Source organism: Campylobacter concisus (assembly GCF_902460675.1).
In the GTDB taxonomy this organism is placed as follows: Bacteria; Campylobacterota; Campylobacteria; order Campylobacterales; family Campylobacteraceae; genus Campylobacter_A; species Campylobacter_A concisus_AJ.
Genome location: NZ_CABPUQ010000001.1, coordinates 1287850 through 1310372, shown reverse-complemented (window position 1 = coordinate 1310372; position 22523 = coordinate 1287850). Strand labels below are relative to the sequence as shown.

The following is a 22523-nucleotide window of genomic DNA, read 5'->3' as shown; positions in this document are numbered from 1 at the left end:
ATGAAAATAGGTATCATCGGACTTGGTCTTATGGGTGGCTCACTTGGTCTTGCACTAAAAGATGAGAAGCTGATCTCTTGTGTCAGCGGGTATGATAAAGATGAAAACAACAGCAAAAAAGCACTCGAGCTTGGACTGGTGCATGAAATTTTAAGCATTGATGAGATGAAAAAGAAGTGTGACATCATCTTTTTGGCTGTTCCAGTTGAGGCTATCGTAAGCATCGTGCAAAATTTAACTGACATTAGTGAAGATACGACGATCATCGACTTTGGCTCGACAAAGCAAAAGATAATAGAAGCTGTGCCAGAAAAAATTCGTAAAAATTTCATCCCAGCTCACCCGATGGCAGGTACTGAGTACTCTGGTCCAGAAGCTGCCTTTAAGTCACTTTACACAGGCGCAACTGTCATAGTTTGCGACTTTGCTGAGAGTGCAGAAAAGCACGTAAAAAGAAGCGTTGAGCTATTTTCTTGCCTTGGCATGAAGATCATTTTCATGAGTGCAAAAGAGCACGATCACCACGTGGGTCTCATCTCGCATCTGCCTCACGCTATTGCATTTTCGCTTGCTAGCGGGATCTTAAAAGAAGAGGATAAAAGGCACATCGTTGCACTTGGCGGACCGACATTTAAGGGTATGATACGTGTCGCAAAGAGCTCGCCATTTATGTGGAGCGATATCTTTAAGCAAAATAAAAACAATGTCGTTGCCGCGATAAATATGTTCGAAAAAGAGCTAAATTTATGCAAAGATCTTATAAAAGACGAGCGCTGGGAGGAGCTTTTTGACTGGATGAGCGAAGCTAGAGCTGTAAGAGAAATTTTGTAATTAACTAAAAATTTATTGATTATATGTAAAATTTCGCAAATAAAATTTAAGGTAATAATATTATGTATAGACGTGGAATAGGTGGTTTTGGCATTGTTGTGGTTTTACTTGTTTTGATATTGGCTGGTGGCTTTGGTTATGCTTTGATGTCGAAAGACTTTGAGCGAAACGAGCCAATTATCGGCGTTGCTGATAAGGTTTATTGGAACCTTCGCTCGCCTATGAATATCAAATTTAAAGATGACAGCGGCATAAAATTTGTGCGCATTAGCATAAATGACGGCAAAAATGACCTAAATTTACTAAATCAAATCATACAAAACCCAAGCACCGAACTTGATGTAAATTTGACCTTCCCAAAGACTGGATTTTTTGCTCAAAAAGATACTTATGAGATGAGTATAGAAGCGGTCGATACTAGCAAATGGGGCTTTTTTACTGGCAATAAAGCAAGCAAAAAAGTTGAGGTTGTGCTCGACACCTCAAAGCCTGATCTTTACGTGCTTTCTCAGTCTTACTCTATCTCAAAAGGCGGTAGCGCAGTTGTCGTTTTTAGAGCGACTGATAATCAGCTAAAAGAGGTTTATGTCCAGACAAATTTTGGTAAGAAATTTAAGGCTGTGCCATTTTACAAAGAGGGCTTTTATGCAGTACTTGTTGCTTGGCCAGTACAGGTTGAAAACTTTAGCGCAGAGGTCATCGCAAGAGACTTTGCGGGCAATGAGAGCAAATCTCACGTGAGATATTTTTATGAAAATGTAAAATACAAAACTTCAACCATTGCTTTAAATGATAGATTTTTAGACGGAAAGATCGTTGATCTAACAGATCAATACGCGAAAGATCCAAACGCTCTTTCAAGGCTTGATAAGATGAAATTTGTCAATGAAACTCTAAGAAACTCAAATGAAGAGAAGATAACAGCACTCACTTCAAACGTCGATACTGACATTACAAACGGCTTTAATATAATTCCATTTTATCCACTTAGAAATGGCAAGAAAGTGGCTGATTTTGCCGACCACCGCTTCTATACATATAATAATGAGCAAGTAAGTGAGTCGTGGCACATGGGTATAGATTTTGCAAGCGTGGCATCAGCTCCGATAATAGCCAGCAATGCGGGCCGCGTCGTGTTAGCATCTGAGAATGGAATTTATGGCTTAAATATCGTGATCGATCATGGATTTGGACTTTATTCACTTTACGGACACTGCTCAAGTGCGAAGGTAAAAGAGGGCGATATGGTCGCTGCTGGCGATCAAATAGGCACAACTGGAACGAGCGGCCTTGCACTTGGAGATCACCTTCACTTTGGAATTTTGGTCCAAGGCGAAGAGGTAAGACCTCAGCAATGGATGGATAAAAAGTGGATAAAAGACAATGTGACAAGTGTCTTAGATGCCGCAAAGGCGATGATAGATAAGAATTAAATTTGCAAATTTGATTTTTTAGTGCTATCATAAGCGAACAAAAAAATATAAGGAAAATTTTTGAAACAAACTACTATCGCAAGACGCGTTGAGACCGTTGGTATAGGGCTTCATAAGGGTGAGCCGATAAGACTTATACTAGAACCTCTTGATGCAAATTCAGGTATTATTTTGCACCGCGAAGATCTTGGTATTAGTTTTAAAGCTGAGCCTAAAAACGTTATAAATACGCAAATGGCAACCGTCGTTGGCAACGAAAAGGGCTTTATCAGCACGATAGAGCACCTAATGGCAGCTGTAAATGGATACGGCATTGATAATATTAGAATTTCGGTTGATGCAAATGAAATTCCTGTCATGGACGGCAGTGCGATAAGCTTTTGTATGTTGCTTGATGAAGCTGGTATAAGACATCTTGACGCTGGTAAAAAAGTCATCCTTGTCCGCCGCGAGGTCGAGGTGGTTGAGGGGTCAAAATTTGTGCGAACTTCGCCTTCAAGAAATCCAAAATTTGACTATACGATCAAATTTGACCACCCAGTTATCGGCGAGCAAAGATATGTTTTTGAATTTAGCAAGAGCTCATTTGTAAAAAATATCGCTCGAGCTAGAACTTTTGGCTTTTTAAAAGATTTGCAACGCCTGCAAGCTCAAAATTTAGCCCTTGGTGCATCGCTTGATAACGCCGTGGCCATCGATGATACGCATATTTTAAACCCAGAGGGTTTGAGATTTGAAAATGAGTTTGTAAGACATAAAATTTTAGACGCGGTTGGCGATTTAAGCTTGCTTGGAGCACCTTTATTAGGGGACTACACAGCATTTGCGGGCAGCCACGATCTAAACCACAAGCTAACACTTGCTTTAATGGCAGATGAGAAAAATTATGAGATCGCAACGCTTAGTGGCGAGCTTTTAAAAGAGTATCAAAAGGTATTTGCATAAAAAATATTGAAATTTTAGTAGTCTCTTTATCGACTCCACTTTTAGTTGGAGTCTATAAAGATGGCGTAAAATTTGATGAGATCACAACTGACGAGCATGTTAGTGAAGCTCTGATAAAAATCCTAGAAAATTTATCCTCTAAATTTAACATCACAAAGATCATCTACGCAAACACGCCAGGTAGCTTCATGGGGCTAAAAGTAGCCTACGTCATCTTAAAGACTTTTTCTTCGGCAAAGGGCTGCGAGTTTTACGCAGTTAGCGGTTTTAGTCTAAATGGCGGCCAAGCGATCAGGGCAAATAAAAATTTAAGTTTTGTCTTAAAAAATGGTGAAATTTCACTTGAAAAAGTTGAGCCAGTGAGGTTTGTGTTGCCTTTAAATTTAGATGAATTAAAACTAAATTCAGATACACTTCCAAATTATATCATCCAAGCTGTTTAGGAGAAAATTTGAATATCTTAATCCCTGCTACAAGTGCAAATTTAGGACCTGGTTTTGACGCTTTGGGGCTTAGTTTAAAGCTTTTTAATAGCGTAAAGATCGAACCATCTAAATTTAGCTCGGTCTCGATAAATGGCGAGGGAAGCGATAGTGTAAATTTAAAAAGAAACAACATTTTTCTAAGTATTTTTAATGAAATTTTTCTCGAGCTAACTGGCAAAAATGAAAATTTTAGAGTCGTTTTTGAAAACAATATCCCATTTTCAAGAGGACTTGGTAGCAGCTCCGCAGTGATCGTCGGAGCCATAGCTTCAGCTTATGAGATGGCTGGGTTTAAGGCTAGTAAAAGCGTCGTTTTAAATAAAGCTATCATCTATGAAACCCATCCAGATAATATCTCGCCAGCAGTTCACGGCGGATTTATCAGTGCTATCGTAAAAAACGGCAATGTTTATGCAAATAAAATAAATTTAAGCGATGACATAAAAGCGGTCGTCGTCATCCCAAATAAGCCGATGAGCACTGCATCATCAAGACAAATTTTGCCAAAAAACTACACTATGAAAGAGTGCGTAAATAACCTCTCTCACGCTGCATTTTTGACATCTTGTTTTTATAAAAAAAGATATGATCTTTTAAGGGTAGCAAGTGAGGATATGATGCACGAAGAGCGCAGAATGAGCGCTTTAAAAGAGCTTTTTGAGGTGCGAAAGGTAGCTTATGAAAATGGAGCGCTAATGAGCACACTTTCAGGCTCAGGCTCAAGCTTTTTAAACATCGCATATAAAGATGACGCTAAAAATTTACAAGATGCTTTAAAGAGTAAATTTGGTGATTTTAGAGTGGAAATTTTTTCATTTGATAACGATGGATACGAAATCACGCAAAGCTAGAAACAAGTTTAAAAAGGTATAATGAATAAAAATAATCCAGTAAGGGCATGCGTCGCTTGCAAAGTCAAATTTTCTCAAAACTTGCTAAAAAGATACCGCTTGGTAGGCAAGAATTTAGAGTGCGGCAAAGGAGATGGCCGCAGTTTCTATCTATGTGATGGCTGTTTGCAAAAAGACGACAAAATTTTAAAAAAAATAATTGATAAACAAACTAAAGGTGCCCTCGGACTTGACGCACCGAAGTTAAAGGAGATACTCTTAAATGAGCAATGTTAGGATTTCAGAGATCGCAAATGAGCTTGGCTACCCAAGTAAAGAGATAGTCGAAAAAGCTCAAGAACTAGGCCTAAAGGTCAAAACTCACTCAAATGCTGTGAGCCTTGAAGAGGCTGAAGCAATATATGAATACGTTCAAACTGGCGTAATACCAGATAAATTTAAAAAGAAAAAGAGCGAGCCAAAGGCAAAAAAAGAGCCTAAAAAAGAGGCAGAAAAAGAGCCAGCAAAAAAAGAAGAAAAACCTAAAACTGAGCCTAAAAAGGCAGCTACTAAGGCTGAGCCAAAGCCTGAAAAGGCAAAAGCAGAGCCTAAAAAAGAGGTTCAAATTTCAGAGGAAAAACCTAAAGCTGAGCCTAAAAAAGAAGAGCCTGTAAAGGTCGAGCAAAAGCCAGCAGAAGCGCCAAAACCAAAAGAGAGCTTGGCTGATGTGACCCAAAAAAGACGCGGCCTTGTGATAGTTAAAAAGAAAAAAGATTACGAGGCGCCAGCTCCTGTAAAAGAGGAGAAAAAGGCAGAGGCGGCTGTAACTAACATTAGTGATTTTAAGAGTATGTTCTCTGCTAGCGATGAAAATTTGGCTAGAAAAAAGAAAAAAGAGAAAAAAGTAACAGTTGTAAGCAAAAAAGATAGCGCTGAGAAGATGGACTTGCTTGGCGGAAGCGACTTTGGTGACATCGTGCTTGAAGATGAAGATGTGGTGGTGCTACCTGATTTTAGCTTTAAAACTCCAGCTCCAGCTCCGATGCAAAGGACAAAACAGCCAAGTGCGATGAAGACAACCGTCAATAACACGATAAATTCGTTTGGCGAAGGTGGCATACAAAGAAGAGCTAGAAAAAAACACAAAAAGCCTGAAAATAAACAAAATAGCGAAGCTGTAACTTCAATAAATATCCCAAAAGAAATTCGTGTTTATGAATTTGCTGAAAAGCTAAATAAGCAGCCAAGCGAGGTCATAGGTAAGCTATTTATGCTTGGTATGATGACAACTAAAAATGACTTTTTGGATGAAGATGCGATAGAAATTTTGGCTGATGAGTTTAATGTCGAGGTAAATATCATCGACGATCAAAAAGAATTTGACTACGTAGCAGCCTACGAAGAGGAGATAAAAGACGATGAAAATCTCCAGCCAAGAGCACCAGTCATAACCATCATGGGTCACGTAGACCACGGCAAAACCTCGCTACTTGACTACATAAGAAAGTCTCGCGTAGCAGCAGGAGAGGCTGGTGGTATCACTCAGCACGTGGGCGCTTATATGGTAAATAAAAACGGCAAAAACATCACATTTATCGACACTCCAGGCCACGAGGCATTTACGGCTATGCGTGCAAGGGGCGCTGGTGTAACTGATATAGTTATCATCGTTGTTGCAGCAGATGACGGCGTAAAACCACAGACAAAAGAGGCAGTTAGCCACGCAAAAGCCGCTGGCGTGCCAATAATCATCGCAATAAATAAAATGGATAAAGAGTCAGCAAATCCCGATCTAGTAAAAACCGGTCTTGCTGAGCTTGACATCATGCCAACAGAGTGGGGTGGCAAGTATGAATTTGTACCGATCTCTGCAAAAACAGGCATGGGCATAGATGATCTACTTGAGATCGTGCTTTTGCAAGCTGATCTTTTGGAGCTAAAGGCAAATCCAAAGGCAAACGCAAAGGCTACTGTCATCGAGAGCTCACTTCAAAAAGGACGTGGTCCAGTAGCTACCATCATCGTTGAAAACGGCACGCTTCATGTCGGAGACACTGTCGTAGCTGGCGTTGCATACGGTAAGATAAGAAGCTTGCTTGATGATCAGGGCAGGCCATTAAAAGAGATAAAACCAGGCGAATGTGGCGTGATAGTAGGCCTTAGCGAGATAGCAGAGGCTGGCGAGACATTAATAGGCGTAAAAACTGATAAAGAGGCTCGTGAATACGCACAGAAAAAGGCTGAATATATCCGTCAAAAAGAGCTTAGCAAGAGCACAAAAGTTAGTATCGATGAGCTTAGTGCTAAGATCGCTGAGGGCGAGCTAAAGACACTTCCAGTCATCATCAAAGCTGACGTTGGCGGCTCACTTGAAGCGCTAAAAGCAAGCCTAGAAAAACTAGCAAATGACGAGATCAGAGTAAATGTGATCCACTCAGGCGTTGGCGGTATCACGCAAAGCGACGTTGCACTTGCAAGCGCAAGCAACGACTGTATCATCCTTGGCTTTAATATAAGGCCAACTGGTGAGATAAAAGAGAAGGCAAAAGAGAGTGGCGTCGAGATAAAAACTTACAACGTTATTTATAACCTAATCGACGATGTGAAGGCGATTTTGGGCGGACTAATGTCACCTATCATCAGAGAAGAGCAGCTTGGTCAAGCTCAGGTTCGCCAAGTGATCCATGTGCCAAAAGTAGGCGCAATCGCTGGATGTATCGTCACTGAGGGTACGATAAACAGAGGGGCAAAAATTCGTCTTATTAGAGAAGGTGTGATCGTTTATGAGGGCTCGGTAAGCTCACTAAAACGCTTCAAAGATGACGTCAAAGAGGTTGCTAAAGGCTATGAGTGTGGTGTTGGTATCGAAAATTTCAACGACATTAGAGAAAATGACTACATCGAAAGCTTCAAAGAAGTCAAGGAGAAAGCTACTCTATGAACGCTAACGAAATAAAGCGTATGAGAACAGAGAGCGTGCTAAAAGAGCTCATACCAGAGGCTTTAGCCACTCTTGAAGATAGCATTTTAAAAGGTCTTTGCGTCACTGACGTCGAGTGCAAAAAGGGCAGATATGACGCCTTTGTCTATCTTGACAAGATGATGTTTGACGAGCGTGAGCAAGAGTATATTTTGGGGCATCTAAAGCGCGTTTGTAGGCACTTGCAAAACCACTGCATGGCTGCTGAGGGCTGGTATAGATGTCCAAATTTTCACTTTAAATTTGACGATAGATTAGAGTATCAAAACCATATGGATAAGTTGTTTGATAAAATTTCAAAGGATTTAAACAAAAATGGATAATTTAGACAAACTAGTACGCGAATGCGGCGTAGAGCTTTATGACAGCGAGATCGCAAATGAAAATGCCAGGGCTATTTTTAGAGTTTACATCACAAAAGATGGCGGAGTGAGCCTTGATGATTGCGAAAAAGTGAGCCGTCTGCTCTCGCCTATCTTTGACGTGACACCGCCAGTTAGCGGGGATTACAACCTTGAAGTTAGCTCGCCTGGCCTTGAGAGAAAGCTTAGCAAGCCTTCGCATTTTAAAGCGAGTGTTGGTGAGCTAGTTAAAGTTCAAACCGAGGCTGAGAAATTTGCAGGAAGGCTTGTAAAAGCGGACGAAGAGAGCGTCGCAGTAGAAAACGAAGAGGGAATTTTTGAGATCAACATCAGTGAGATAAAAAAAGCAAAAACATATTTGGAGTGGTAAAATGCTAAGCGACATCGAGATAACTCACCAAACAAAACTAGAACACATCAGTAAAGTTGCCGCAAAACTAGGCTTAAACGAAGATGAGCTTGAGCTTTACGGCAAATTTAAGGCTAAAATTTCCCCTAGACTTGAGCCATCAAACTCAAAGCTCATCTTAGTCACTGCGACTAATCCAACCCCATACGGCGAAGGCAAAACGACTATGTCGATCGGTCTAGCTGACGCACTAAATTTACTTAATAAAAAGGTCTGCCTAGCACTTCGCGAGCCATCTCTTGGGCCAGTTTTTGGTATAAAGGGCGGAGCAGCAGGTGGCGGCTACTCGCAGCTAGCGCCGATGGAGGATCTAAATTTACACTTTACTGGCGATTTTCACGCGATAACATCGGCAAATAACCTCATTTCAGCGATGATAGATAATAGCCTCTATCAAGAAAATCCACTAAAAATAGAGAAAATTTTATGGAAGCGATGTATGGATATGAACGACCGCGCGCTAAGATTTATCACCGTTGGTCAGGGCGGTAGGACTGATGGCGTGCCAAGAGAAGATGGCTTTAACATCACCGCCGCAAGCGAGATCATGGCTGTGCTTTGTCTAGCCACAAGCCTTTCTGATCTAAAAGAGCGCGTGGCAAACATCATGGTCGCCTATGATAGTGATAAAAAGCCTATCTACGTGCGTGATCTAGGCTGCCAAGACGCTGTTTGCATACTTTTAAAAGATGCGATCAAACCAAATTTGTTTCAAACACTAGAGCACACACCTACGCTCGTGCATGGTGGCCCATTTGCAAACATCGCACACGGCTGCAACTCAGTTATCGCAACAAAAACAGCTCTAAATTTAGCCGACTACGTCATCACTGAAGCTGGCTTTGGCTCGGAGCTTGGCGCGGAGAAATTTTTAGATATAAAGTGCAGGGTTGCTGACATCAAACCAAGTGCTGTGGTGCTTGTAAGCACGATCAGATCGCTAAAATATAACGGCGAAGCAAATAAAGACGAGATCACAAAACCAGATATGAATGCCCTTAAAAAAGGTATTGAAAACCTTGGCGGACACATCGAAAATTTAAAAGTCAAATTTGGTCAAAACGTGGTTGTGGCGCTTAATAAATTTGGCTTTGATACTGAAGAAGAGATAAATTTCGTAAAAGATTACTGCCGTGAGCTTGGCGTAGAAGTAGCAGTTTGTGAGAATTTCTTAAAAGGTGGCAAAGGTGCGCTTGAGCTTGCCCAGCTAGTTTTAAAGGCGTGCGATAAGCCAAGTAAGATAAATTTCACCTACGAGATGAGCGATGATACAAAAACTAAAATAGAAAAGGTCGCTAAGGAAATTTATGGAGCTAGCGAGGTGGTCTTTGAAGAGGCTGCTCTTAAAAAACTTGAGATGATAAAAGAGCTAAATTTGAGCCATTTGCCAGTTTGTATCGCAAAAACACAGTACTCATTTAGCGACGATGCGAAGCTTTTGGGCAGAGCAAAGGGCTTTACTTTTAGCGTAAAAGACCTTGACATTAGAACGGGAGCTGGCTTTATCGTCGCGGTCTGCGGCAAAATCATGCTAATGCCAGGACTTCCAAAAGTGCCAGCTGCGGTCAATATGAAGATAGACGCAGATGGCAAGATCGACGGCTTGTCGTAAATTTATGAAAACACACTGGCAAACGCTGGTGTGTTTAAATTTAAAGGGCATGGATGAACGACGAATTTTACATGGATCTTGCTTTAAGCGAGGCTTGGAAATTTCAGATCCTGACCTATCCAAATCCAGCCGTTGGATGCCTTATCCTTGATGAAAGTGGGCAAATTTTATCTTGCAAGGCTCATGAAAAGGCTGGATATTTACACGCTGAACCGACAGCGATACTCTTTGCGCTTTGTAAAAAAAGTGAAAAATTTAAAGATGATTTTATAAAGGCATATAATGCTAAATTTAGCTCTAAGATAAAAGAGGGCGAATTTGGCCTTTTAGAGCCAAAATTTACCTATGAATTTATACTAAACAACCACTCAAATTTACTAAAAAATGCAAAAGCTTATGTCACACTTGAGCCTTGCTCGCATCATGGCAAAACGCCACCTTGTGCAAATTTGCTAAAAGAGCTTGGTTTTAGCGAGGTCATAATTGGTAGCCATGATGAAAATAAAATAGCAAGTGGCGGCGCAAATTTGCTTCAAAGCGCTGGTGTGAGAGTTAAATTTGGCATTTTAAAAGAGCGCTGCGATAAGCTGCTTGAGCCATTTTTGGCATATCAAAATGGTGGATTTAGCTTTTTAAAAATTGCCATTAGTAAAAACGGCGTGGCAAGTGGCGGCATCATCACAAATGAGCTTAGCCGCACGCATGTGCATAAACTAAGAAGCGTCATAGATACATTAGTGATCGGTGGTAACACAGTGCGGACAGACCGACCAAAGCTTGATAGTAGGCTAGTAAGCGGTAGCAAAAATCCAGATGTCATAATCTACTCAAGAAGTGATAAATTTGATGAAACATTGCCACTTTTTAGTGTTCCAGGTCGAAAAGTCAGTATTCAAAAAGAGCTTGATCTAAAAGGTCTTAGCATGTTTGAAGGAGCTGGCGAGTTTTTAAAGCTCGCAAAATATGGCAAGCTAGCAAATGTAAAGTGGCTACTTGTCTATCAAAGCTCAAATTTTAAAAATGGTGAAAATTTAAGGCTTGATCTAAATTTAAAACCGCTTTTTAGTGGAAATTTCGGAGATGATAGCTACACTTGGTATGAAATTTTGGATTAAATATCTAGTCCAAAATAGTGTTTAACTAAAAAGCCGATGCCAAAAGATATGATCGCAACGCCAAAAGTTATCACGCACATCTCAATCACTCTTGGTAAAAATTTAAGCTCCTTTGCCACGCTTATATAAAAGTTGTAAGTGATGATGGCAACCAGTGCAAAGAAAAACATCGACAAAACGGCGTAAAAACCGCTTGTAAAGATGAAAAATGGAAGTATCAAAAATGCCGTTGTTATGATGTATGAGCCGCCTGTGTAGAGCGAGTAGGTAAGCGGTTTGATCTCGTCACTTGGATTTTCTTTTGACTCAAGATATGCTGAGCCAGCCATAGAGAGTGCGGCTGCTACGCCCATGATAAGGCCTGTTGCACCAACTGATTTTGTATTTGAAAATGCAAGCGCGATGCCGCTAAGTGTGCCTGTTAGCTCAACTAAAGCATCATTCATGCCAAGCACGATGCCACCAGCATTTACGAGTTTTGTGTCTTTTAACATGGAGATTAGACTATTTTCATGGTTCATCTCCTCTTCATAAATATCACGAGCTTCAGGATATTCATCTACGATGTCAAGATAAAATTTCTCCGCATTTTCTTCGCGTGACTCCATAAATTTTAGGGTAAAAGATGTGCCAAAAATTTTAACAAGTATCGTATAGAAAATGACTTTAAATAAATTTGCACTTCTGCTTTCACCAGTTATCTTTTGGCAAAAAGCATAGTGGCGCCTCTCTTCGGTGATTAATTTGCGAAGTATTTTTTTATTCCCTTCGTCTTTTTCGCTAGCTTCAAGAAGTGAGTATATAGCAGTATCGTCTGCTTCATTTTGCAATTGTTTTAAGGCACGTTTTTTGTCTAACATAAAATTTTCCTTTTTATAGCTTATAAATTTAATATTTTGATTTAGAAAGAGAGATAGATGGTGCGATCAGCGAGACTCGAACTCGCACACCTAGCGGCACTACCCCCTCAAGATAGCGTGTCTACCAATTCCACCATGATCGCAAAAAGAGCAAAAGCCCCAAAAGTGGGGCTAAATTTAAGCTTTACGCTTAGCCAAGCATTGGGTTTGCATAAAGAACGATAAGTGTAATAACAAGTGCGTAGATAACTTGTGCTTCGATCATCGCAAGTGCGATAAACATTGTAGTCATAAGTTTGCTACCAACGCCAGGGTTTCTAGCTGTTCCGCTGATAGTTGCAGCAGCTGTGTTACCCATACCAATAGCACCGCCAAGAGCTGCAAGGCCAAGGCCGATACCGCCAGCGATAACTGAATATGATCTGATCATCTCGCCGTCAGCGCCAAACGCGAATGCAGCAAGACCAAGAATTAAAAACACGATCTTTTTCATCGTTGCTCCTTTAAAATTTTAAAGCTCTTTCGGATCTGTCCCCTACTTAAACTTTATGAGCCGTAATATTACAAAAACAAAACTTTGTTTCAAATAAAAACACTAAAAATTTAAATTGCCTATAAAAAATTCTTGGCTTATAAAAATGAAAGTTTTTTTATGCTATCTTTGAAAGAATTTAATTTATTCTTAATCTTAGGTTTTCAATGAACGAAAAATTTTCAAAGATAGGCTTTGTTCTTGCGATGGCTGGTTCTGCTGTGGGTCTTGGCAATGCCTGGAAATTTCCTACGATGGTGGGAAATAACGGCGGTTCGGCATTTATAATTTTATACTTGCTTCTTACATTTGCTATCGCATTTGTGGCATTTTTAGCGGAGCTTAGCATTGGCAAACTTGGTGAAAGCGATATCGTAAGCTCTCTTTACAAACTCGCTCCAAAAAATAAAAAAGCGTGGTCGCTCTCTGGATTTTTCATGATCGGAGCAATCCTCATAGCTTCATTTTATATGGTTGTTATTGGCTGGATATTAAAGTATATCTATCTTAGTTTTTTGCCGCTTTTAGCAGACACAAAAGCTGCAGGCGAACAGTTTAACACACTTTTATCAAATGACCTAAGCAGTGCCGTGCTTTGTTTTAGCTTAGTTTTTTTAATGGTATTTTTTGCCGTTTCAAAAGGTGTAAAAAGTGGCATCGAAAAGCTAAATATATGGATGATGCCAAGCCTTTTTGTCTTGCTTGTTTGCATGCTTTTTTACGCGCTTAGCATGGGAGATGGTTTTGTTAAGGCGGCTAAATTTTTATTTGTACCAAATTTTAGTGCGATTACGCCAGATGTTATCTTGCAGGCTCTAGGCCTTGCGTTTTTCTCGCTATCTATGGGCGTTGGCGTCATACCAACATACGCTGCAAATTTACCTGAGAAGACAAATTTAATAAAATCAACGCTTTCTATCATCTTTATAAACATCTTAATAGGCATTATGATGGGGCTTGTCGTATTTACATTTATATTTGCTTATGGGGCTGATAGCACGGCAAGTGGTCCAGGTCTTATCTTTATCTCGCTTGTCACGCTTTTTGCAAAGCTTGGCATCGTTGGCAACGTCATGGCAGTCGCATTTTTTGTATCGCTGTTGTTTGCTGGCATCACAAGCGCGGTTTCGATGATCGAGCCTTTTGCTTATTATTTGGTTAGAAAATTTGAAATTTCAAGAAAGATGGCACTTCTTTACATCGGCGCCTTTGTCTATATCTTAGGCATCTTTTGCATACTTTCATATTATTCAGAAACATCAAGTGCTTTTAGTGTTTGTGGCAAGCCATTTTTTGACGCGCTTGACTTTCTCACATCAAATATCATGATGCCAATAGGCGCTATCGTATTTAGCTTTTTTGTTGGCTATAAGCTAAAAAAAGAGAGTTTGTATCTGCTTTTTGGCGATTTTATGGGAAGAGCATTTTTTGAAATTTGGTACTTTTTCTTAAGATATGTCGTGCCAGTTGCCATTTGTGCGATAATGATCTACCAGATGGCAGGTAAATAATGGCAGAGAGATTTAGTAAAATTGGCTTTATCCTTTCTATAATTGGAGCGGCTATCGGCCTTGGTAATGCTTGGAAATTTCCATACATGGTCGGTAGTAACGGCGGTTCGGCATTTATTCTTATATATCTATTTTTTGCCTTTGCTGTTGGTCTTAGCATATTTTTTGCTGAGATGGCGATGGGCAAAATTTCACGCCTTGATACGGTTGGAGCGTTTAAATCTCTAGCTACAAAAGGGGCAAGCTCTTGGAAATTTGCCGGTGTTATCATGGTGACTGGGCTATTTATCGCATCTTTTTATACGCTCATCATTGGCTGGGTTTTAAAATACGTCATTTTAAGTCTTAGCGAGCTACCTAAAGATATCGCAAGCTCAGAGACGCTTTTTGTAAATTTCACCTCAAATGGCATAGGTGAGCAAATTTTATACTTTAGTATCGCATTTTTTGCCTATTTTTTCATCCTTACAAAAGGCGTAAAAAGCGGCATAGAGCGCATAAATGTCTATCTCATACCAGCGCTTTTTGTGCTGCTACTTTTGATGCTTGGCTACTCTTTTGGCATGGAGGGCTTTGACAAAGCGGCTAAATTTCTATTGGTGCCTGACTTTTCAAAGATAGATCAAGCAGCTGTTTTAAACGCTCTTGGACTTGCTTTTTTTACGATGTGTGTTGGCATTGGCTGCATACTTACTTATTCATCAAGTCTAAGCGATGATACAAATTTATTTACCTCATCGCTCTATGTCGTCTTTGCAAATATCATAATAAGCGTCATCATCGGCCTTATCGTCTTTACATTTACATTTGAGTTTGGCTCAGAGCCATCAAAAGGCGCAGGGCTTGCTTTCATCTCGCTACCAACGCTATTTGCTAAGCTTGGCTTGCTTGGAAATTTCTTGGCATTTACATTTTTTATATCGCTATTTTTTGCTGGCATCACCTCGGTTATCTCGATGGTTGAACCGTTTATATTTTTCTTAAGCAAAAGCCTAAATTTTAGTAGAAACAAATCAATCCTAATCGTCGCTTGCGTGGTTTATATTTTAGGAATTTTATGCGCATTAAGTGGCACAAACGAATTTAAAGATGCACTTACATTTTTTGGTAAGAGCTTTTTTGACCTGCTTGATTATCTCAGCTCAAACATCATGCTCCCGCTTGGTGGCATCTTGTTTGCTATCTTTGTTGGCTACTTTGTAAAATTTGAGCTTTTAAAAGAGCTATTTGTGCCTTATATGGGCAAGGTTGTATTTAATATTTGGTATTTTTTAATTAGATTTGTGGCTCCACTTTTAGTTCTGGTGGTGTTAATAAGGGAGATCTCATAATATGGCAAAAGAACAATTTTCTAAAATAGGCTATGTCCTAGCAGTCGCTGGATCGGCTGTCGGACTTGGCAATGCATGGAAATTTCCATACATGGTCGGTGAAAACGGCGGTTCGGCGTTTATTATCCTATATCTTTTGATAACTTTTCTAGTTGGTGTGCCTATCTTTATGGCAGAGCTTAGTATCGGCAAGCTTAGCGAGAGCGACAGTGTAAATGCTTTTAGAAAGCTAGCAGCTAAAAATAAAAATTTATGGCAACTAGTTGGAATTTTAGCCATGGTGACAGCGGCCATCATCTCATCATACTATATCGTGATCATCGGCTGGGTCTTTAAATATTTCACGCTCTCATTTACTGGCCTCCCAAGCGATATAGATAGCTCAAAAGTGATATTTAACGATCTTTTGACGCATGGTCTTGGCGAGCAGACACTTTACTTTGTTATAGCATTTGCAGCTTGCTTTTTCATCCTATCAAAAGGCGTAAAAAGCGGCATAGAGAAGCTAAATGTTTGGATGATGCCAAGCCTATTTATCATGGTTTTGATCATGCTTTTTTACTCTATGACGATGGATGGCTTTGCAAAATCAGCCGAGTTTTTACTCATCCCAGACTTTAGCAAAATTTCATTTAACTCACTCTTGCTTGCTCTTGGACTTGCATTTTGGACGCTATCTCTTGGTATGGCAGCGATCATTACTTATTCAGCTAGCCTAAGCGATGATACAAATTTAGCCACTTCAACGCTTAGTATCGTCTTCATAAATATCGCGCTTGCTATTATGATAGGTCTTGTTATTTTTACCTTTATATTTGAATTTGGCGCTACTCCGTCTCAAGGACCAGGTCTTGTCTTTATCTCGCTACCAACGCTATTTGCAAAGCTTGGCGCGATCGGTCAAATTTTGGCTGTAGCATTTTTTGCTGCACTTATCTTTGCTGGTATCACTTCAGCCATCTCCATCGTTGAGCCATTTGTCTTTTTCTTGATCAGAGAGTATGGCATGAGTAGGAAAAAAGCGCTTTGCATAGTTGGAGCTGGGATTTTTATAGTGGGATTTTTATGTCTTTTATCAAATATAGAAAATGTTGGCGATAAATTTATGATATTTGGTAAAAATTTCTTTGACTTCCTTGACTTTACCGCTTCAAATATCTTGCTACCAATTAGCGGTATCGGCGGAGCGATATTTGTTGGATATTTTGTGAAAAGAGATGCGCTTTATGTGCTATTTAGCCCATATATGAGTGATTTTGTATTTAATACATGGTATTTTTTACTAAGATATGTAGCACCAGTTTGTGTGCTTATCATCATGATAAATGAACTATTAAAGGTTTTTAATGGATAAGATTGAGAGATTTTTTGACAAAGCTGGTGATATAGTCGGCTACATTTGTATGTTTATTATGGCTTTGATGATAATAGACGTATTTTTTAACGTTGTGGCAAGATACTTTTTCTCTTACGGCAACGTTGCATTTCAGGAGCTTGAGTGGCACTTTTTTGCTGTGATATTTCTACTTGGCATGAGCTATGCTCTAAAAGAGGACGCACATGTTAGAGTTGATATCTTTTATGCTAAATTTTCAGAAAGAAATAAAGCCCTTGTAAATATGCTAGGCACCATCTTTTTTATCATACCATTTGCGCTTTTGGTTTCAAATTTATCATTTGGATTTGTAGGAGATGCTTACAGCTCGGCAGAGGCCAGCGCAGATCCAGGCGGTCTTACCCATAGATGGATCATAAAAGCGATGATCCCTTTTTCATTTTATGTGCTTGTATTTTTTGCGATCGGCTTTTTTATAAAAAATTTTAATCGCTATAAGAAAGCTAGTAAGGAGAAAATATGGCGGGATTAATAATGTTTATAGCCGCGCTATTAATGCTTGGCATTGGCTTTCCAGTGGCATTTACCTTTGGCGCGGTTGCGATGATATTTGGCATGGTTGGTAGTGTCGTAGAGAGCCTTAGCGATGGCGATGGACTACTTGGCAGTATAGAAGTGTTTAAAGATATGTTTAACTTCATGCCTTATAGGATTTTCTCTATCATGGAGAGTAGAATTTTCATAGCAGTTCCACTCTTTGTATTTATGGGTGTCGTGCTTCAAAAGTCAAAGCTAGCTGAGAGACTACTTGAGAGCATGGGTATGCTATTTGGTGAAATTCGTGGCGGTATCGCGATAAGCACTATCTTAGTTGGAGCGCTTCTTGCTGCATCAACTGGCGTTGTAGGTGCTAGCGTTGTTGCTATGGGCGTTATAAGCTTGCCTGTAATGCTAAAGTATAAATACGACCAATCCCTAGGATGTGGCACGATATGCGCTGCTGGTACGCTTGGTCAGATCATCCCACCTTCTATCGTGCTTATCATCTTGGGCGATATCTTTTCAGTACCAGTTGGCGAGCTTTTTCACCAAGCTGTTGTGCCAGGACTTACGCTAGTTGCCGTTTATATAGTTTATATTTTGATAGTTGCTTATCTTAAACCAGAGGTCGCTCCTATCGTAAAAGATGAGAGTGGCGTTAGTAAATTTAAGCAGATCATTAGAGCGCTAACTGCGATCTTCCCACCACTTTTGCTAGTTATTTGTGTGCTAGGCTCTATCTTTGCAGGTATCGCTACACCGACTGAAAGTTCAGCATTTGGCTGCGTGGGCGCTATCATTCTCGCTATGTTTTATAGGACATTTTCATTTTCTATGATGAAAGAGGCTTTGGCTGAGAGCGTAAAAACTACAGCTCTAGTCTTTGCCATACTTGTTGGCGCGACTGCCTTTTCTATGGTCTTTAGCTACACTGGAGGCGATGAGATAGTTGAAAATTTCATGACAAATTTACCAGGCGAGAAGTGGGGTTTTATCATCTTTAGTATGGCTGTTATCTTTGTGCTTGGCTTTTTTATCGATTTTGTTGAAATTTCATATATCGTGCTTCCTATCTTGGTGCCAATCGCCGCAAAACTTGGCATAAATCCCGTCTATCTAGCGATCCTAGTTGCTATGAATTTACAAACTTCATTCTTGACACCGCCATTTGGATTTAGCCTATTTTTCTTAAGATCAGTCGCACCTGCTGAGATAAAAACAGCTGCTATTTATAAAGGCGTGGTGCCTTACATCATCATTCAAGTAGCAGTTTTAGTCTTTTTCTGCGTCTTTTTGATGGAGATAAAGCCGGTGCTAGATGCGAGCCACGGCGGATTATTTAACTTCTTACTCTCACTTTTTAAATGATATAAAAGTTTTTGGTTGTAAAATACCAAAAACAAGCAAAATGGCTAATTTGAGTTTCTATCAAATTTAGCCATTTTTTATGACCGCTTTTTAGTAAATTTATAAATTTAATGAGGTGAAATATGGCAAAGAAATTTATCGATGTTATGGATACGACCTTTAGAGATGGCTTTCAGTCAGTTTATGGCGCTAGAGTGCTTATGAACGACTTTTTGCCCGCGCTTGAAGCAGCCAAAGAGGCTGGCATAGAGCATTTTGAATTTGGCGGCGGAGCGAGATTTCAAAGCCTTTATTTTTACCTAAATGAAGACGCTTTTGCGATGATGGATAAATTTAGAAGCATCGTAGGACCAAAAGCAAACCTTCAAACCCTAAGCAGGGGCGTAAATACCGTCACTCTTGACACTGGTAGTCGCGAGCTTATCGACCTTCACGCAAAACTTTTCAAAAAACACGGAACTACTACTATTAGAAATTTTGACGCATTAAATGATGTTGAAAATTTAAAATATTCAGGCGAGAGGATCGCTCATCATGGGCTAAAACATGAAGTCGTCGTTACTATGATGGACTTGCCAAGTGGCTGTGTCGGAGCTCATGATGTTAAATTTTATGAGAAAATTTTAAGAGAAATTTTAGATGCAAATATCCCTTATCACAGCGTTTGCTTCAAAGATGCAAGTGGTACAAGCAGCCCACAAAAGGTCTATGAAACCATAAAAATGGCTAGAAAATTGTTACCAGAAAAAACTCATATTAGACTTCACACGCATGAAACCGCAGGCGTAAGTGTCGCTTGCTATCTTGCAGCGCTTGAAGCTGGCGTTGATGGCATAGATCTAGCCGCAAGCCCAGTAAGTGGTGGTACAAGTCAGCCAGATATCTTAACCATGCTTCACGCAGTAAAAGGTAAAAACTACGATCTTGGCGGACTTGACGTGGAGAAAATTTTAAAATACGAAAGCGTTTTGAATGATTGTTTAAAAGAGTATTTCTTACCGCCTGAAGCTGTGCAAGTAAGCCCTCTAATACCATTTTCACCGATGCCTGGTGGCGCGCTCACTGCAAATACCCAGATGATGAGAGATAACAACATCTTAGATAAATTCCCAGAGGTCATCCTTGCGATGCGCGAGGTGGTGCAAAAGGGCGGATACGGCACTTCTGTGACTCCTGTTAGCCAGTTTTACTTCCAACAAGCATTTAATAACGTTATGTTTGGCAAGTGGAAAAAGATCGCTGAGGGATACGGCAAAATGGTGCTTGGCTACTTTGGCAAGACCCCAGTTACGCCTGATAAAGAGATCATTAAGCTTGCTAGTGAGCAACTAGGCTTAAAACCAACTACAAAACATGCAGTTGATATAGCTGATAAAGATGAGAGTAAGTCGCTTGCGCATGTGAAAGAAATTTTAAAACAAAATAAGATCAAGGTTACCGAAGAAAACGTCTTTATAGCAGCAGCTTGTAAAGAAAAAGGTATCGCGTTCTTAAAAGGCGAAGCCAAAGTAAATGTAAGAAAAGTTGATCCAAACACTAAGGCAAACGATGGCAGACAAACTCAAAGCGGCAGATATAGCGTCGTGGTAAATGGTAGCCGCTACAACGTTGAAGTAAGCGAAGGCTTTAACGACAGCATCCAAGTAAAATCAATCACTGAAGTTGAAGGCAAGAGCGTAAAAAGTGCCAAAAGTGCAGTAGCAGGCGCAACAGAAAATGATATCGTTGCAAGCTTGCCAGGCGCTGTGCATAAAATTTTAGTTAGCGCAGGAGATCATGTCAAAAAAGGTCAGGCCATAGTTGTGCTTGAAGCGATGAAGATGGAGATAGAGGTCAAAGCCCCAAAAGATGGCATCATAGGCTCTATAGAGGTTAGTAAAGGTCAAAGTGTCGCGAACAATCAAGTGGTGGCTAGATTTAAATAAATTTGCCACTTTTAAAAAGATAGTGTTAAGCGAAATTTGATTAACATTTTGATGACTTTTAGGTCAAATTTATAAAGAAACGAAAATTTAAAAGGAAACAACATGATAAATAAGCTAGACGAGCTAGGTCTAAAAGAGATCAAAAAGATAAATCACAATCTAAGCTACGACGAGCTTTTTGAGCTTGAAAAGGCAAATAACGAGGGCAGAGTCTCAAGTAACGGCACATTTATGGTCGATACTGGAATTTTTACAGGCAGAAGCCCAAAAGACAAGTACTTTGTAAAGCAAGACCCAAGCCAAAAATATATTGCTTGGGGTAAGATAAATCAGCCTATCACAAAAGAGCTATTTGACAAGCTTCTTAAAAAAGCAAAAGATCAGCTTAGTGGCAAAGAAATTTTCATCCAAGACGCATTTTGTGGAGCTAGCAAAAAGAGCAAAAAATCAGTTCGTTTTGTCACCGAAGTAGCGTGGCAAGCGCACTTTGTAAAAAATATGTTCATCCGTCCAAGTGAAGCGGAGCTGGCTAAATTTGAGCCTGATTTTGTAGTATATAACGCTTGCAAGACAAAAAATGAGGAGTACAAGGCTGACGGACTACATTCAGAGGTTTTTGTCATCTTTAACGTCGAGGAAAATGTCGCAGTGATCGGCGGCACATGGTATGGCGGCGAGATGAAAAAGGGCATTTTTTCTATGATGAACTACTGGTTGCCACTTGAAGGCAAACTAAGCATGCACTGCTCTGCAAACGTAGGCGAAAAGGGCGACACGGCACTATTTTTTGGCCTATCTGGCACTGGCAAAACGACACTTTCAACCGATCCAAAACGCAAACTAATAGGCGATGACGAGCACGGCTGGGACGATGACGGGGTGTTTAACTTTGAGGGCGGCTGCTACGCAAAATGTATCAACCTTGATCCAAGTAGCGAGCCAGAAATTTACGCAGCGATCAGGCGTGACGCGCTACTTGAAAACGTCGTGGCTGACAAAAACGGCGTGGTTGATTATAAAGATGGCTCAAAGACTGAAAACACACGCGTGAGCTATCCGATCTATCACATCGATAACTACGAGCCAAGCTCAAGCGCTGGCCATCCAAAAAATATCATCTTTTTAAGCGCTGACGCTTTTGGCGTGCTTCCTCCAGTTGCGAAGCTGACAAAAGAGCAGGCAATGTATTATTTCTTAAGTGGCTACACAGCAAAAGTTGCTGGCACAGAGCGCGGTATCACCGAGCCAGTCGCTACTTTTAGCGCTTGCTTTGGCGAGCCATTTATGCCACTTCACCCAACCGTCTATGCAAAACTGCTTGGTGAGAAGATCGATAAACACGGCGTTAATGTCTATCTTGTAAATACAGGCTGGAGCGGCGGTGCTTACGGCGTTGGCAAGCGCATGAGCATAAAAGCAACACGTGCTTGCATAAATGCGATCCTTGATGGTAGCATCACAAAATGCGAATTTGAAAATTTTGATAAATTTAACTTCGCTATCCCAAAAGAGCTTGATGGTGTAGAGACAAAACTGCTAAATCCAATAAATACATGGACACACCCAGCTGAGTACAATATTTCACGCGACAAGCTGGCTAAAATGTTTGTTGAAAATTTCAAACGCTACGAAGATGTAAAAGAGGGCGTTGAGTACGCCAAAGCTGGTCCAAAAGCTTAATTTATAGCCTTGTGGGTATTTTGCCTACAAGGCTTTTAAATTTAAACTATCAAATACAAAAATTTTAGAGCTATAAATATAGCTCTTTTTCAAATTTCTAATATAAAATTTAAAACATTTTGCGAAATAGCTCGGTCAATTTTCACAAGACTTTCTAAAATTTTCTTATCAAAAAAATTACTCTTTATAAATGCTCGAAAAATTTAATCGCTTGATATTATAAATTTAATATAAGTGATCTTTGTAGTTAGAGCTAAAATTTAGTCAGAACATTCTAGTTAAATTTAAAGCAAAATAATCTATTTCACGAGAGTTTCTAAAATTTACAGCTAAAAGCTACTTTGTAAGCCAAAAATTTTAATTGCTCAATATCATAAATTTAAATCTACCTGAACGCTCCAGATAAATTTAAAATATTTTGCAATGTCCAAATCTTAA

Annotated in this window: 20 protein-coding genes and 1 tRNA gene; 18 read left to right on the top strand and 3 right to left on the bottom strand. The window is 39.9% G+C overall.

From position 1 onward, the window contains the following. The 11 genes from F3G88_RS06365 (at position 1) to ribD (ending at position 11002) form a co-directional block, all read left to right on the top strand. The gene (locus F3G88_RS06365) at positions 1 to 831 is read left to right on the top strand and encodes a prephenate dehydrogenase (protein ID WP_149715670.1); all 831 of its coding nucleotides are present in this window, start codon (positions 1 to 3) and stop codon (positions 829 to 831) included. 62 nt (positions 832 to 893) lie between these two features. Then, complete coding sequence (gene pgp6 / locus F3G88_RS06360; protein WP_103573429.1) at positions 894 to 2264, top strand: peptidoglycan metallopeptidase Pgp6; 1371 nt, start codon at positions 894 to 896, stop codon at positions 2262 to 2264. A 60-nt stretch (positions 2265 to 2324) separates the two neighbouring features. Beyond that, a complete protein-coding gene (gene lpxC / locus F3G88_RS06355; protein ID WP_004317248.1) occupies positions 2325 to 3209 on the top strand; it encodes a UDP-3-O-acyl-N-acetylglucosamine deacetylase in 885 nt (294 codons plus the stop codon). Between the two features lie 80 nt (positions 3210 to 3289). Next, positions 3290 to 3652 (top strand): glycoprotease, encoded by a 363-nt coding sequence (locus tag F3G88_RS06350; protein ID WP_149715669.1) that lies wholly within the window; start codon positions 3290 to 3292, stop codon positions 3650 to 3652. 8 nt (positions 3653 to 3660) lie between these two features. Beyond that, positions 3661 to 4545, top strand: a complete 885-nt coding sequence (gene thrB, locus F3G88_RS06345; protein ID WP_149715668.1) for a homoserine kinase — start codon at positions 3661 to 3663, stop codon at positions 4543 to 4545. 21 nt (positions 4546 to 4566) lie between these two features. Further along, complete coding sequence (locus tag F3G88_RS06340) at positions 4567 to 4821, top strand: hypothetical protein (protein WP_149715667.1); 255 nt, start codon at positions 4567 to 4569, stop codon at positions 4819 to 4821. Beyond that, a complete protein-coding gene (gene infB / locus F3G88_RS06335; RefSeq protein WP_149715666.1) occupies positions 4808 to 7465 on the top strand; it encodes a translation initiation factor IF-2 in 2658 nt (885 codons plus the stop codon). The genes F3G88_RS06340 and infB overlap by 14 nt, the downstream gene beginning before the upstream one ends. Continuing rightward, complete coding sequence (gene rbfA, locus F3G88_RS06330) at positions 7462 to 7827, top strand: 30S ribosome-binding factor RbfA (RefSeq protein ID WP_004317240.1); 366 nt, start codon at positions 7462 to 7464, stop codon at positions 7825 to 7827. Before infB ends, rbfA begins: the two co-directional genes overlap by 4 nt. Continuing rightward, the gene (rimP, locus tag F3G88_RS06325) at positions 7820 to 8236 is read left to right on the top strand and encodes a ribosome maturation factor RimP (protein ID WP_149715665.1); all 417 of its coding nucleotides are present in this window, start codon (positions 7820 to 7822) and stop codon (positions 8234 to 8236) included. The genes rbfA and rimP overlap by 8 nt, the downstream gene beginning before the upstream one ends. A gap of 1 nt (position 8237) precedes the next feature. Beyond that, a complete protein-coding gene (locus F3G88_RS06320) occupies positions 8238 to 9887 on the top strand; it encodes a formate--tetrahydrofolate ligase (RefSeq protein ID WP_103573433.1) in 1650 nt (549 codons plus the stop codon). A 53-nt stretch (positions 9888 to 9940) separates the two neighbouring features. Further along, positions 9941 to 11002 carry a bifunctional diaminohydroxyphosphoribosylaminopyrimidine deaminase/5-amino-6-(5-phosphoribosylamino)uracil reductase RibD gene (ribD, locus tag F3G88_RS06315; protein WP_103573434.1) on the top strand — a complete coding sequence of 354 codons (1062 nt, stop codon included), beginning with the start codon at positions 9941 to 9943 and terminating at the stop codon, positions 11000 to 11002. Here ribD and F3G88_RS06310 read toward each other — a convergent pair. The 3 genes from F3G88_RS06310 to F3G88_RS06300 all read right to left on the bottom strand — a co-directional run bounded on the left by F3G88_RS06310 (position 10999) and on the right by F3G88_RS06300 (position 12355). Next, complete coding sequence (locus F3G88_RS06310) at positions 10999 to 11862, bottom strand: VIT1/CCC1 transporter family protein (protein ID WP_103573435.1); 864 nt, start codon at positions 11860 to 11862, stop codon at positions 10999 to 11001. The two genes, ribD and F3G88_RS06310, sit on opposite strands and share 4 nt — an antisense overlap. A gap of 58 nt (positions 11863 to 11920) precedes the next feature. Next, a tRNA-Leu gene (locus F3G88_RS06305) sits at positions 11921 to 12005 on the bottom strand. A gap of 47 nt (positions 12006 to 12052) precedes the next feature. Next, the gene (locus F3G88_RS06300; RefSeq protein ID WP_004317263.1) at positions 12053 to 12355 is read right to left on the bottom strand and encodes a F0F1 ATP synthase subunit C; all 303 of its coding nucleotides are present in this window, start codon (positions 12353 to 12355) and stop codon (positions 12053 to 12055) included. 206 nt (positions 12356 to 12561) lie between these two features. On the opposite strand from F3G88_RS06300, the gene F3G88_RS06295 reads away from it, so the two are divergent. The 7 genes from F3G88_RS06295 (at position 12562) to pckA (ending at position 22085) form a co-directional block, all read left to right on the top strand. After that, a complete protein-coding gene (locus F3G88_RS06295) occupies positions 12562 to 13905 on the top strand; it encodes a sodium-dependent transporter (protein WP_103573436.1) in 1344 nt (447 codons plus the stop codon). Next, positions 13905 to 15236 (top strand): sodium-dependent transporter, encoded by a 1332-nt coding sequence (locus tag F3G88_RS06290; protein WP_103595017.1) that lies wholly within the window; start codon positions 13905 to 13907, stop codon positions 15234 to 15236. Before F3G88_RS06295 ends, F3G88_RS06290 begins: the two co-directional genes overlap by 1 nt. A 1-nt stretch (position 15237) precedes the next feature. After that, positions 15238 to 16590, top strand: coding sequence for a sodium-dependent transporter (locus F3G88_RS06285; RefSeq protein ID WP_149715664.1), 1353 nt, complete (start codon positions 15238 to 15240; stop codon positions 16588 to 16590). Further along, on the top strand, positions 16583 to 17104 hold the full coding sequence (locus tag F3G88_RS06280) for a TRAP transporter small permease subunit (protein WP_149715663.1): 522 nt from the start codon (positions 16583 to 16585) through the stop codon (positions 17102 to 17104). Before F3G88_RS06285 ends, F3G88_RS06280 begins: the two co-directional genes overlap by 8 nt. Beyond that, complete coding sequence (locus F3G88_RS06275) at positions 17092 to 18480, top strand: TRAP transporter large permease (RefSeq protein ID WP_103614281.1); 1389 nt, start codon at positions 17092 to 17094, stop codon at positions 18478 to 18480. Before F3G88_RS06280 ends, F3G88_RS06275 begins: the two co-directional genes overlap by 13 nt. Before the next feature lie 122 nt (positions 18481 to 18602). Beyond that, positions 18603 to 20405, top strand: coding sequence for a biotin/lipoyl-containing protein (locus F3G88_RS06270; protein WP_103598945.1), 1803 nt, complete (start codon positions 18603 to 18605; stop codon positions 20403 to 20405). A gap of 105 nt (positions 20406 to 20510) precedes the next feature. Next, positions 20511 to 22085: a phosphoenolpyruvate carboxykinase (ATP) gene (pckA, locus tag F3G88_RS06265; RefSeq protein ID WP_188117476.1), complete on the top strand. Its 1575-nt coding sequence runs from the start codon at positions 20511 to 20513 to the stop codon at positions 22083 to 22085. Positions 22086 to 22523 lie beyond the last annotated feature (438 nt).

What these genes read in the sequence shown, in the direction of transcription:
- F3G88_RS06365 (WP_149715670.1), top strand. Translation starts at nt 1, where the DNA reads ATGAAAATAGGTATCATCGGACTTGGTCTTATGGGTGGCTCACTTGGT.
- rbfA (WP_004317240.1), top strand. Translation starts at nt 7,462, where the DNA reads ATGAACGCTAACGAAATAAAGCGTATGAGAACAGAGAGCGTGCTAAAA.
- F3G88_RS06340 (WP_149715667.1), top strand. Translation starts at nt 4,567, where the DNA reads ATGAATAAAAATAATCCAGTAAGGGCATGCGTCGCTTGCAAAGTCAAA.
- F3G88_RS06310 (WP_103573435.1), bottom strand. Translation starts at nt 11,862, where the DNA reads ATGTTAGACAAAAAACGTGCCTTAAAACAATTGCAAAATGAAGCAGAC.
- F3G88_RS06320 (WP_103573433.1), top strand. Translation starts at nt 8,238, where the DNA reads ATGCTAAGCGACATCGAGATAACTCACCAAACAAAACTAGAACACATC.
- infB (WP_149715666.1), top strand. Translation starts at nt 4,808, where the DNA reads ATGAGCAATGTTAGGATTTCAGAGATCGCAAATGAGCTTGGCTACCCA.
- F3G88_RS06295 (WP_103573436.1), top strand. Translation starts at nt 12,562, where the DNA reads ATGAACGAAAAATTTTCAAAGATAGGCTTTGTTCTTGCGATGGCTGGT.
- F3G88_RS06285 (WP_149715664.1), top strand. Translation starts at nt 15,238, where the DNA reads ATGGCAAAAGAACAATTTTCTAAAATAGGCTATGTCCTAGCAGTCGCT.
- F3G88_RS06300 (WP_004317263.1), bottom strand. Translation starts at nt 12,355, where the DNA reads ATGAAAAAGATCGTGTTTTTAATTCTTGGTCTTGCTGCATTCGCGTTT.
- ribD (WP_103573434.1), top strand. Translation starts at nt 9,941, where the DNA reads ATGAACGACGAATTTTACATGGATCTTGCTTTAAGCGAGGCTTGGAAA.
- F3G88_RS06290 (WP_103595017.1), top strand. Translation starts at nt 13,905, where the DNA reads ATGGCAGAGAGATTTAGTAAAATTGGCTTTATCCTTTCTATAATTGGA.
- F3G88_RS06275 (WP_103614281.1), top strand. Translation starts at nt 17,092, where the DNA reads ATGGCGGGATTAATAATGTTTATAGCCGCGCTATTAATGCTTGGCATT.
- F3G88_RS06280 (WP_149715663.1), top strand. Translation starts at nt 16,583, where the DNA reads ATGGATAAGATTGAGAGATTTTTTGACAAAGCTGGTGATATAGTCGGC.
- pgp6 (WP_103573429.1), top strand. Translation starts at nt 894, where the DNA reads ATGTATAGACGTGGAATAGGTGGTTTTGGCATTGTTGTGGTTTTACTT.
- F3G88_RS06270 (WP_103598945.1), top strand. Translation starts at nt 18,603, where the DNA reads ATGGCAAAGAAATTTATCGATGTTATGGATACGACCTTTAGAGATGGC.
- rimP (WP_149715665.1), top strand. Translation starts at nt 7,820, where the DNA reads ATGGATAATTTAGACAAACTAGTACGCGAATGCGGCGTAGAGCTTTAT.